The 11190-nt window shown below is 28.8% G+C and carries 14 protein-coding genes; 9 read left to right on the forward strand and 5 right to left on the reverse strand.

The genetic code is table 11. From position 1 onward, the window contains the following. Window positions 1–19 precede the first annotated feature (19 nt). The 8 genes from HMPREF2881_RS07295 (at window position 20) to HMPREF2881_RS07330 (ending at window position 6887) form a co-directional block, all read left to right on the forward strand. Complete coding sequence (locus tag HMPREF2881_RS07295; protein WP_002448905.1) at window positions 20–523, forward strand: DUF805 domain-containing protein; 504 nt, start codon at window positions 20–22, stop codon at window positions 521–523. Window positions 524–726: 203 nt separating this feature from the next. Further along, on the forward strand, window positions 727–1647 hold the full coding sequence (locus HMPREF2881_RS07300) for an ABC transporter substrate-binding protein (protein WP_002455682.1): 921 nt from the start codon (window positions 727–729) through the stop codon (window positions 1645–1647). Window positions 1648–1837: 190 nt separating this feature from the next. Next, a complete protein-coding gene (locus HMPREF2881_RS07305) occupies window positions 1838–2794 on the forward strand; it encodes a FecCD family ABC transporter permease (RefSeq protein WP_002488559.1) in 957 nt (318 codons plus the stop codon). Between the two features lie 58 nt (window positions 2795–2852). Further along, complete coding sequence (locus HMPREF2881_RS07310; protein WP_049334986.1) at window positions 2853–3557, forward strand: HAD family hydrolase; 705 nt, start codon at window positions 2853–2855, stop codon at window positions 3555–3557. Continuing rightward, window positions 3558–4352, forward strand: a complete 795-nt coding sequence (locus tag HMPREF2881_RS07315; protein WP_002488592.1) for an alpha/beta fold hydrolase — start codon at window positions 3558–3560, stop codon at window positions 4350–4352. 132 nt (window positions 4353–4484) lie between these two features. Continuing rightward, the gene (locus HMPREF2881_RS07320; RefSeq protein WP_002448912.1) at window positions 4485–4991 is read left to right on the forward strand and encodes an SA0570 family protein; all 507 of its coding nucleotides are present in this window, start codon (window positions 4485–4487) and stop codon (window positions 4989–4991) included. Window positions 4992–5197: 206 nt separating this feature from the next. After that, window positions 5198–5914, forward strand: a complete 717-nt coding sequence (locus tag HMPREF2881_RS07325; protein ID WP_002448876.1) for a hypothetical protein — start codon at window positions 5198–5200, stop codon at window positions 5912–5914. Between the two features lie 157 nt (window positions 5915–6071). Continuing rightward, window positions 6072–6887, forward strand: a complete 816-nt coding sequence (locus HMPREF2881_RS07330; protein WP_002448923.1) for an alpha/beta fold hydrolase — start codon at window positions 6072–6074, stop codon at window positions 6885–6887. A gap of 244 nt (window positions 6888–7131) precedes the next feature. On the opposite strand, the gene sarA is transcribed toward HMPREF2881_RS07330, so the two are convergent. From sarA to HMPREF2881_RS07355, 5 genes are all read right to left on the reverse strand, one after another. Then, entirely contained in the window at window positions 7132–7506 is a 375-nt protein-coding gene (gene sarA / locus HMPREF2881_RS07335; RefSeq protein ID WP_002448898.1) for a global transcriptional regulator SarA, read from the reverse strand. A 315-nt stretch (window positions 7507–7821) separates the two neighbouring features. Beyond that, window positions 7822–8637 (reverse strand): efflux RND transporter periplasmic adaptor subunit, encoded by an 816-nt coding sequence (locus tag HMPREF2881_RS07340; protein ID WP_227944874.1) that lies wholly within the window; start codon window positions 8635–8637, stop codon window positions 7822–7824. Window positions 8638–8907: 270 nt separating this feature from the next. Further along, on the reverse strand, window positions 8908–9834 hold the full coding sequence (locus tag HMPREF2881_RS07345; RefSeq protein WP_002488568.1) for a DMT family transporter: 927 nt from the start codon (window positions 9832–9834) through the stop codon (window positions 8908–8910). A gap of 181 nt (window positions 9835–10015) precedes the next feature. Beyond that, window positions 10016–10237, reverse strand: coding sequence for a DUF2922 domain-containing protein (locus tag HMPREF2881_RS07350; RefSeq protein WP_002448911.1), 222 nt, complete (start codon window positions 10235–10237; stop codon window positions 10016–10018). 32 nt (window positions 10238–10269) lie between these two features. Further along, window positions 10270–10476: a sigS mRNA-stabilizing protein SroA gene (locus HMPREF2881_RS07355; protein ID WP_002448893.1), complete on the reverse strand. Its 207-nt coding sequence runs from the start codon at window positions 10474–10476 to the stop codon at window positions 10270–10272. A 142-nt stretch (window positions 10477–10618) separates the two neighbouring features. Between HMPREF2881_RS07355 and HMPREF2881_RS07360 the strand changes: the two genes are divergently transcribed. Beyond that, entirely contained in the window at window positions 10619–11176 is a 558-nt protein-coding gene (locus HMPREF2881_RS07360) for a tyrosine-type recombinase/integrase (protein WP_002488575.1), read from the forward strand. Window positions 11177–11190 lie beyond the last annotated feature (14 nt).

An 11190-nucleotide genomic window follows, 5' to 3' on the forward strand; every position in this document is an offset into this window, starting at 1 on the left:
GAATAGAAGGAGCTTAAACATGATAGAAGCATTCAAATTATTTTGGCAAAATTATTTTAATGTAAAAAGTCGAACTAGAAGACGTCATTATTGGTTTGCTATTTTAGCTAATTGTATTATTTTAGTGATCATTAGTTTACTTTTTAATATCATTACTTTGGGGTTAAATGGAGGGCATACATTTTTTGATATTGTGTATGAAATCATTGATATCATTATTTTTATAGGAACGTTTACGATGACGGTGCGTCGTTTACATGATACAGGGCACACATTGGTTCTGCCTCTTATTATTTTAATATTTACATTAATTAGAAAAATTTCAAGTATTGTAGATAGAACATACGGTATTTCAATTGATGGTTTTTTCAACGGAATGATTGCGCTTGAATCAGGAATTATGGTGGCAGCGATGTCTTTAGTCTTACTTATTATTCTTGTGATCACTTTTGCATTTACAATAAAAGATAGTGATGAGGGGACAAATAAGTATGGTCCAAATCCTAAAATAGCTGCTGTATAATATGAAAAAAGGAAGGATACAGAATGTATTTTGAAATCTGTTTCCTTCTTTTTTTATTTTGAAATAGAATTAAATCATTAAGTTTAACCAATAATATAAAATTACACAATAAAAATTTATAGAATTAAATTAATGATATAAATAATTTGGTATGATAAATATATGAAATAAACAAAATTGTGAAAGGAAGGTATGGTTTATAAATGAACAATAAGAAGCTGTGGATTATTTTATTTACATTAGTATTAGTTTTAGCAGCGTGTGGACAAAACCAATCGAGTGAAAAAGGACATCATTCTACGCACTCAACTGAGCAAGAAACAATGGATCACAATGATAATACTCATACATATCATCGTATTATATCTTTGATTCCAAGTAATACTGAAATATTATATAGACTTGGTCTTGGAAAAAATATTATAGGTGTATCAACAGTTGATGATTATCCAAAAAACGTGAAAAAAGGCAAGCAACAATTTGATGCAATGAACTTAAATAAAGAAGCACTTTTAAAAGCTAAACCTGATTTGATTTTAGCTCATGAATCTCAAAAATCATCTGCTAAAAAAACACTTGATAGTTTAGCTGATAGTGGTGTGAAGGTAGTATATGTTAAAGACGCTCAGTCTTTAAATCAAGTCTACGATTCATTTGAGCAAGTAGGTAAAGTGACGCATCATGAAAAAGAGGCGAAACAGTTAGTCAAAGAAACAAAAGATAATGTTCAAAAAGTAATTGAATCCATTCCAGCACATCATAAAAAACAGAGCGTTTTTATAGAAGTGTCTTCAAAACCTGAAATATATACAGCAGGAAAAGAAACCTTTTTCAATGATATGATAGAAAAACTAGATACAAAAAATGTATTTTCAAATGTTAGTGGATGGAAAGCAGTAGATAAAGAAAGTATTATTAGAAAAAATCCTGATATTTTAATTTCAACTGAAGGTATTTCAAAAGAAGAATATTATGAAGTGATTAAAGAACGTGATGGTTTCTCTGAAGTCAACGCAGTAAAAAATGAACGTGTGGAAACAGTCAATGGTGACGAAATTTCACGACCAGGACCTCGTATAGATGAGGGGATGAAAGAATTACGTGATGCAATTTATAAACGTTAAAACGCTAAGATGAGAGACTTTTCAAAAGCCTACAACGATATTGATAATGTTGTAGGCTTTTTATACAACATAGAGTCTTGTAAATTGAGTAAAACAGAGAAAGAATCATTTTGTAATCTTATTTTAATTAGTAGTAAGGATATATTCATTGTAATATAGGAAATAAATAATAATTGAAATGTGAGTGGAAATGAAACGACATCTATATTTAACATTTTCAGTTTGGACATTTTGCTTATGTGTCATCATAGCTATAAGTCTTTTTTGGGATTTAGGGTCATTACATCAAGCATTTAATCAAATGATTTTTTTTAAAGTTAGAGTTCCTAGAACATTTGAGGCGCTTATGGTAGGAGCTATATTAACGTTGACGGGTCAATTATTTCAAACGGTATTAAATAATCCTTTAGCAGATAGCTTTACACTTGGTTTAGCGAGTGGAGCGACTTTTGGATCAAGTTTAGCTATATTTTTAGGCGTATCTTTTCTATTTATTCCAATTTTTTCTATCATTTTTAGTATCACGACACTTTTACTTGTTGTTATAATGACAATCGTATTGTCTAGAAATTTTCCAATTAGAGTACTCATCATATCTGGACTTATGGTAGGCGCTTTTTTTAATGCATTAATATATATACTTACACTCATTAAACCAGAACGTACGAATCGTATGTTAGCCTATTATTTTGGAGGATTTGCGAATGCCGAAATGAATGAGCTCGTTTATATTACAATGGTTTCTTTGCCAATCATTATTGTGATATATAGTTTAGTTACACCAATTAAGCTCTTGCAATTAGGAGAAGCTAAAAGTAAGTCTCTAGGGTTAAATGTGCAATGGATAACATTTATTGTACTTTTGTTAACATCTATTATGACAGCTATAGCAGTAGCGTTTATAGGTGTGATAGGTTTTATTGGCATCATTGTACCTCAATTAATTAGACGATATTATTTTCAATATAGTCTTGCTATACAAATGACATTAAACATATTGATAGGTGCATTAACGATGCTATTCGCTGATGTTATAGGGAAGATGGTTATCAATCCAGTGCAAATTCCAGCAAGTATTATTTTATCACTTGTTGGGATACCCATATTATTTTATATTTTAGTCACTCAATCTAATACAACACGTTAGTGAAGTGAACAAAAATTATTAAAATAAGAATAATTATATTGATAAGAGGTAAATAAAAATGGACTTAAGCCAAATCAAAGCAGTTGTGTTCGATTTAGAAGGCACATTATTGGATAGAACTAAGTCTCGAGATAAATTTATAGAAGAACAATATGAACGTTTTCATGATTATTTTGTACATGTACAACTTGCTGACTTTAAACATAAATTTATAGAATTAGATGATGATGAAGATAACGATAAACCTTATGTATATAAAGAGATAATAAAACAATTTCACATCGATAGATTGAAATGGAAAGATTTATTTCATGATTTCGAAATGCATTTCTATCGATATGTATTTCCATACTACGACACATTATACACACTTGAAAAGTTGTCAGAGCATGATTATTTACTAGGTGTAATTGCAAACGGGAAATCAAAGATCAAACAATTTCGGATTTATTCATTAGGAATAGAACATGTGATTAATTATTTATCAACTTCTGAAACAGTAGGTTACCGCAAACCTCACCCACGTATTTTTGAAGATATGATTGATCAACTTGGCGTCTTACCAGAAGAAATTATGTATGTTGGAGATGATGCCTTAAATGATGTTGCTCCTGCACGTGCTATGGGAATGGTAAGTGTTTGGTATAAACAAGAAAATGCTGAATTAGAACCTTTAGAAGAAGAAGTAGATTATATCATTACAACAATAGAAGAGCTCTTAACGATTTTATCCGTAAATAAACAAAAAAAAGGAGATAATTAAATGGAATTATTTACAAGAAAAGGTGGATTTACATTAAATTACAATACTATGGGACAAGGATACCCAGTAGTGCTTGTACATACTGCGTTTGAAAATGCTTCAATTTTTCAAAATTTAGCTCATGAACTTTCAAAAACATTTCAAGTCGTATTATTGGATTTACGTGGTCATGGATATTCAGATAAACCACGACATATTAAATTCAATGAATTTGCAGATGATATTATTTTATTATTAGATTATCTCTACATAGATCAAGCGGCTTTTATTGGCCATGAAATGGGTGCTACAATTATTGCGCATTTATCAAAGCAATATCCAGAGTATGTATCTTCGTTAACAATGATCAATCCGACATCTATTGAAGGAGAGTTACCAGAAGAACGATTGTTTAGAAAATACGCACATAAAATCCGTAACTGGAATGAAGATAAACAAGAGAAGTTTTTAGATAAACATCGCTATTATAAACATCGTAAAGTGAATAAGTTCTTAAAAAATGTCGAAGATACTAATTCAATTTCTACTAAAGAAGAGACAGAAGCAGTAGATGAAGTATTTAAACAAAGAGGAATTGCAAAAGTATTTGAGTACATCACTAAACCCACATTTATAGTTGCAAGTGCTTATGGAGAAAGAATAACATCTCTTGAATCTAAAGAAGTAGCAGATTTAATAGGAAATGTATATTTCGAAGTGTATTCGAAGTCAAGCATGTATCCTTTTGAAGAAGAACAAGAGAAGTTTATCCATGATGTGACACCTTTTATAAAAAAACATATGCCTCAACACTAAATAGTATTGTTTACCAATATTAATGCATTATAAAAATGAAATATTTTGTAATGTTTTTGTAATGTTTCTGTTATTTTGGTCATAAATAGGGTATACTGTAATTAAGCATAAAAGAAAAAGGAGCGAGTGCTTATGAAAAAGTTAGCAACAGCCCTATTAGTTTCTGGACTAGTAATGACAGGAGTAGGCTATAATCATGCTGAAGCAGCTAGTGGTAATTCGATTCAGACTGTACAACAATTAACTCAAGGTCAAAAAACATTAGAAAATGTGACTATAGGTGAATCAATTAAAAATGTTATTAATCACTATGGCACACCTATTTATTCATATAATCCAAATAATCAAGAAAAATACTATGAATTCCATACAAACAAAGGTGTATTAGTTGTTACTGCAATCGGTAAAAAAAATACTGGTTATGTAACTAGAGTATCAATGACTTATAATCAAGCCAATGGTCCAACTTATCAAAAAGTAGCACAAAGTGTAGGTAAAAAAGCCATTAAACGCGTTCAATATAATAGTGTAAGCGGCAATTTTGCTTATATTCAAAACGGTAAAACAAGCTATCAATTTGGTTCAAGCTCACCTAAAGACAAAGTATTAAAACTATATCGTATTGACATTAATAAATAATGTAATGAAGTAGTTAGTTAAAGTTACGTATCATCGATTTCATTTAAAAGATAATGAAATATACAGAAGTAGGATAACGAATTCCATCTGGAATTCGTTATCCTACTTCTTTTTTACGAAAAGAAATCAATTGAAATCTATGATAAAATGTTGAAATGAATGAATTGAATGTATTTTAAAACTTGCATTCGATAAAGGAGCAACATATGCGATCAAACGATAAATTATTACTTGAAAATGTGAATGATTATTTTACTCATAAAGGCATGCCCCCTAAACTTATCGATGACATTAAAGAAAATATAAGTAACGACTTTAAAAAATCCGAAGAAAAAAAGCAAGATTATCTTGATTTTAGGGGAAAAGCAACGGCTCAAATTATCTTAATTATTCAACGGAATTTATTTGGTTTACAATTGAATCCTATTATATTTTTTATTATCAATTTTATTTTAATTTCATATTTATATGATAAGCAATACGTTCCATTCCAAGCTGCAACCATATTATCTTTGTTTTATTGTATTGTTATTTTCCCGATTACTATTTTTATTCATATACAAATTGCTCGGAAAAAATATTTATATAGTAATCGCACAGAGATAATCATAGGCTATATGATTGCAATTATTGCCTTAATTCTTATTATTATGCGTGCATTTAATCTCACTATAGGCATTGTTCCTATTACTATGTATAGTCATCAATTTATTTTTTTTATGGGACTTATAATGAGTTTATGCGGGGTTATTTTTAAAAGATTAGAATATACAGCAGTAGGTTTATTATTCTCTCAAAAGACGATTGATGCTGTTATTGTAAATTCAAATGTCGCTCAAACTGTTTCACTTATCATTTGGATTATTATCGTCGTATTAATTGTTACATATACTATACGATTATCATCTAGAAGAAGTATTTAATAAAATATATGATTTTAACTCAACCATGATGAATAGGGTTGAGTTTTTTATTTAAATTATATAAAAATTTTTAAATAAAAAAATAATTAATTGTATACATGTTTATAGCGTTAAATATGTTTTAGTGGGTATAGTAAATACTAAGGGAGGTGCCGATATGAAAAAAATTGAAACGTTTAATCAAATAAAGATAGCTTATCAAGATGTAGGTACAGGCATTCCCGTTATTTTAATTCATGGTTTAGATGGTAATTTAGCTGGGTTTTACTCATTAAAAAAAGAGTTGAAAAAACACTATAGAGTCATTGTTTACGATGTGAGAGGTCATGGAAAATCTACACATCCTATGAGTTATAACTTAAATGATCACATTAAAGATTTAACTATGTTAATGCGGCAATTAGGTATTAAAAGCGCACATTTATTAGGGCATGATATGGGTGGAATGATTGCACAAGCTTTTACCGAAAAATATAAAGATAAAGTGCGATCTTTAACAATTATATCTTCTAAATCTGAAGATATTGTTCATGGTTTTACAAAGTTAATGATTGAGCACCAAGATAAAGTAGCGGGGTTTAATAAATCTGAAGCGTTACTTATATTATTTCCATATATTTATAAGAAAAATGATGTTGCAATGAAGTGGTTTCAACGTCAACGCTTATATAGTAAACAAGACGATGAAGATAGTGCAGTAGCATCAAGAGCCTTATTAGATACAGAGAATCAATCAAATACAGTCACACATGAGATCAATGTTCCAACTATGATAGTAGATGGACGTTATGACCCAATTATTATCAATAAAGAGAATCAACAGTTTGAAAATCAATTTAAAAATATAAATTATGTTTTATTTAATGAATCAGGGCATGCACCTCATATAGAAGAAGAAGAGAAATTTTTAACATTATATTTAAATTTTGTAGAAAAAAATGATGTATCTAATACTACAAATCTATTGATATAAAATTGTAAGCATAGAGTCAAAATTATCTATAATCGAATATCTAAGAAAACAGAACAATCTAAAGAGCGGTGTTCTAGATATAAAGAATGATTAAACAGTGTTTATAAATATTAGAATGAAGTTATTTTACAGAAAACAACATCATATAATATGAATTATGGATATAAAAGAGGCCCGTAGACAAATGTTATCTACGGGCTATTATTCTAGGTTTTTTAAGTTCTAGTCTCTTTATGGTTTACTATTATAATTCTGTTTCTTTGTTAGCTTCTTCAATTCGTTTGTTAACTCTATTAAGTAGCTCATCAATTTTTGTACGTTGCGTTGCATTTACAAGAATCAATACTGTTCTTTCATCATGCTCATTACGTTTTTTATCGAAGTAATCTTCTTGAGATAAATTTTTCACTGCTTTTACTACTTGAGGTTGCTTGTAGTTTAAGTGATTAATAATATCTTTTAAATAATATTCTTCTTCTTTACTTTGACTAATATAAGTTAAAACAGCAAATTCTTCAAAGCTGATCGAAAATTCTTTTTTAATAATGCTTTTTAATTTATCTGCATAAGTAATCATTGCTAATAATTCAAAGCAGTCATTGATTTTTGAAATAGCCATTTTAAGACCTCCCCAACTAATATTCTCTCTATTTTTTATGCATCCGTTAAATTTATCTATATATAACGTCATCTATTAGTTTAAAAAAGCTATTAATAATTTAGATTAAATAAATTAATTTAATTCTATGTTATTTAGTTAATTATAACTAAATAAAATTAGAAAGTAAACGAAAATGTACTTAATAAAACAATGTTTTGATTAATTAATACTTTGTTTATAAAAATAAGCAAATTTTATAAAAGATTTAATTAAGAACAATTATTATGATGCCCCATATTATAAAATTAAAGTTTAATATACTAAAACAAAAGATTATTCGGTGCTTTCTAACAAAGATGCAGAAGGATGCGTAATAATTTTATCTCCAATATTTAATCCATTGGATACCATAATATACCCACTTTTTTTACTTTTAATATATTTAATATTTCTTTTTATAATTTTTTTATTATGTATAACTAGAACATAATTTTTATTGTAAATGACTTTATCGGGTAATTCATATTCTGTTGTTCCTAAGTGAAGATCAAAATGGTATCCAATAGGGTAGGAAGGATCTGTAGAAATATCTACATAATAAAAAGAGGAAGAGGTCTCAGTTTTATAAGGAATAGAAGAAATAGATAAAATTTTCCCTTCAAATTGCCTAGTGTTTTTAATAGAAACTTGAACAAGTTGATTATTTTTAAGTTGTTTAAGTTGAGATTCCTTGATTTTAGCATGAATGATTCGTTCATCACTATTAATTTGCATAATTTCAGTATGAGATTTTGAAGGGAAAGGCTGAAGTACAGTGACTCGACCTTTAATAGGAGCATAAATGCGTGTTTGAAGTTGTTGTTGTAAATTGAGTATATCATTAGATAATTGAACTTGTTGGTTGAAGTTATCGGAGGATATTTTATTTGAGTGTTGTATTGAAGATAAAAGTTTCTTTTTTGCAAGAATATGTTTTTCGATGTGCGGATTATAATATTTAAATATGGGTGTATCTTTAGATATAACCTCATTATTTTTTACTAGAATATCTGAACTAATGCCTAATGAGGGCTCATAATAAAGTGTATAACTTTGTTTAGCTTGCTGAACGCCTTGAAAAGAAAGAGAGTAATGAGGTTTTACAGTCATCGTTTCTATTTTGCTCAAATGAGTCGTTTTAGGAATTTTAGAATAAATATAAAATCCAAACGAAATAATAAGGAGAAGGAGGAGGGTTAACATTATTGATAAGGGGGATAAAAACTTTTTCAAATATAATCACCTCTAAACATTAATATGCATTTATTATACAAGTTTAGAGCTAAATACAACATAGCGAAATGATGACATCAAAAAAGTCTTCTCAATTATTGCATTAAGAAGACGAAGATTTAGATAAAAGTTTAATTTTAGTAGCCATTAAAATAAACGTAATAAAACAATACCAATTGCTATAGCGATTAATCCTATAAATTTACGGAAAGTCATTTCATTTTTAGGTACACCAATGCCAAAGTGATCAATAATGACGCCCATTATCATTTGGCCAAGCATTGCAACAATAGTTGTAAGAGCAGCACCTAAATAAGGCATTAATATAATATTAGATGTAACGAATACGACGCCTAAAATCCCACCAATAAAATAGAGTGGTTTAATACGACCGAGATGCTGTTGTGATAGTTTAATTTTTAGACTTCTATTAAATATTATTGTTAGAATAAATAACGCAATAGTTCCAACAGTAAAAGAAACTAGTGCAGCGAATAAAGAAGAATCCATTTGCTTTGAAAGCCCGCTATTGATTGTAGTTTGTAGCGGAGGCGCAAATCCGAAAATAAAGCCAATTAACAACCAAATATAAAGTGAGATATTTCTTTTATCTTTAAGTTTATTTTTAGGTAGATGGTTCATAAGAAGAATTCCGAACAATAAAACGATAATCCCCATACCTTTTAAAAAAGTAAAAGATGTTTGATTGGCCCCAAGTAACCCCAATGTATCAATAATAACACCCATTATAATTTGACCAGCCACTGTCATCACAACCGTAAGTGCTGCACCTAATCTTGGAAGAAGTAATAAGTTACCTGTTAAGAAACATACACCAAGCAAGCCACCAACCCACCAATGATAATCAATAGAGTGACCAGCATAAAATGAGCTTGAGAACATTTGGATATTAAAAATGATATTAAGTATTAATAAAAATAGAGTTCCTACAAAAAAAGAAATCGTAGAGGCATAAAAAGATGACTCTGTAAATCGACCTAATCTAGAATTAATCGATGTTTGAATAGGAACCATCATACCAGCAATAATTCCAAGTATAAATAAAAAAAGCAAACGTAATTCCTCCATTATTTTTACTATCAAATACGATTATTATACGTAAATTTATAAAAAAATTCTATACTAAAAAAAGAGAACGGATAAAACTCTTTTAGAACGCTTTATCCATTCTCAATCTACTGTTTAGAAGACGTGAAGTAAAATTTGATATTGTAACATACGTCTACTATGTCAATTAATTTAATTCAAATAAAACTGTTGTTGTTTTATCTACAATCTGAGCTGAAGCGACTTTGCTTGGAGCGCCACTGGTAAATCTTAAAACATCTAATTTAACGATATTTTCCATTGCTGATTGTACATTTGCCTCTGTTATTGTTGCTGAAATTTGTGGTAATTGTAACTTAGCTGTTTTGTTTAGATTTGTCTTAAATATGAGTTCTAAAGTTTTTGACATTGTTCATACCTCCTTTTTAATAAAATCATTCATTAAACTAATCCTTGGGTTTTTACAACTTCAACTTTATCGAAAGATTCTTCAATCAAATTTGAAATTGTTGTTACAAATGATTTGATGTCTGCTTCAGAAGCACGTGTATTAATATTATTAAATCGACGTTTAATTTCTTTAGCTTTTCCATTTGTATCATGTGTAACGTGAGTACATATAACAGATAACTGAGTAATTTCGTTCATCTTACTTTCACCTCCTTACACTTTATATATCGAAAATATTTTTAAAAAAAGTAACTTGAAATCAAAAAAAGTTGAGCGAAATATTTCAATGTTACTAAAATATGATATATCATTAAATAAGAAACTTTTTTGAGGTGGATAAATGAATTATGTAGAACCTATTAAGAAAAAGAATGATATTAAGAAGATGTATCACGTGTTACAAACGAAATCAGACAGAGATTATCTTTTATTTAAACTGGCGATACACACAGGTATGCGACTTACTGACTTATTACATCTTAAAGTTGAAGATATAAAGAATAAGGAAAATAAAGAAATAAAGACAGCTTGGATTCAACAAGGCGCTCCATTTATCAAAATTATGATACCTTCTGATTTAAGAAATGAATTTGATACATATATCTATGAAAATCAGTTGAAAGATCATCATCTTTTATTTCAGTCTCTTCGTACACATAAAGAACTTTCACGTCAGCAAGCTTATCGAATTATTCACCACGCAGCTAAAGAATTAGGCCTTTTACATATTGGTTTAACTACTCTACGTAAAACTTTTGCATATCATGCTTATAAATCGGGTATTTCTATTGCGATTATTCAAAAATATTTAGGACACCAGACTACGCATGAAACTTTGAAATTTATTGGTTTGTCACCTAAAGAAGATCATCATACAATTATTGCTTTAAATTTATAAAAAGGAGGGCTTTG

It is taken from the genome of Staphylococcus sp. HMSC057A08 (assembly GCF_001812925.1).
Taxonomy (GTDB): domain Bacteria; phylum Bacillota; class Bacilli; order Staphylococcales; family Staphylococcaceae; genus Staphylococcus; species Staphylococcus hominis.

What these genes read in the sequence shown, in the direction of transcription:
- HMPREF2881_RS07295 (WP_002448905.1), top strand. Translation starts at nt 20, where the DNA reads ATGATAGAAGCATTCAAATTATTTTGGCAAAATTATTTTAATGTAAAA.
- HMPREF2881_RS07300 (WP_002455682.1), top strand. Translation starts at nt 727, where the DNA reads ATGAACAATAAGAAGCTGTGGATTATTTTATTTACATTAGTATTAGTT.
- HMPREF2881_RS07305 (WP_002488559.1), top strand. Translation starts at nt 1,838, where the DNA reads ATGAAACGACATCTATATTTAACATTTTCAGTTTGGACATTTTGCTTA.
- HMPREF2881_RS07310 (WP_049334986.1), top strand. Translation starts at nt 2,853, where the DNA reads ATGGACTTAAGCCAAATCAAAGCAGTTGTGTTCGATTTAGAAGGCACA.
- HMPREF2881_RS07315 (WP_002488592.1), top strand. Translation starts at nt 3,558, where the DNA reads ATGGAATTATTTACAAGAAAAGGTGGATTTACATTAAATTACAATACT.
- HMPREF2881_RS07320 (WP_002448912.1), top strand. Translation starts at nt 4,485, where the DNA reads ATGAAAAAGTTAGCAACAGCCCTATTAGTTTCTGGACTAGTAATGACA.
- HMPREF2881_RS07325 (WP_002448876.1), top strand. Translation starts at nt 5,198, where the DNA reads ATGCGATCAAACGATAAATTATTACTTGAAAATGTGAATGATTATTTT.
- HMPREF2881_RS07330 (WP_002448923.1), top strand. Translation starts at nt 6,072, where the DNA reads ATGAAAAAAATTGAAACGTTTAATCAAATAAAGATAGCTTATCAAGAT.
- sarA (WP_002448898.1), bottom strand. Translation starts at nt 7,506, where the DNA reads ATGGCTATTTCAAAAATCAATGACTGCTTTGAATTATTAGCAATGATT.
- HMPREF2881_RS07340 (WP_227944874.1), bottom strand. Translation starts at nt 8,637, where the DNA reads ATGACTGTAAAACCTCATTACTCTCTTTCTTTTCAAGGCGTTCAGCAA.
- HMPREF2881_RS07350 (WP_002448911.1), bottom strand. Translation starts at nt 10,237, where the DNA reads ATGTCAAAAACTTTAGAACTCATATTTAAGACAAATCTAAACAAAACA.
- HMPREF2881_RS07355 (WP_002448893.1), bottom strand. Translation starts at nt 10,476, where the DNA reads ATGAACGAAATTACTCAGTTATCTGTTATATGTACTCACGTTACACAT.
- HMPREF2881_RS07360 (WP_002488575.1), top strand. Translation starts at nt 10,619, where the DNA reads ATGAATTATGTAGAACCTATTAAGAAAAAGAATGATATTAAGAAGATG.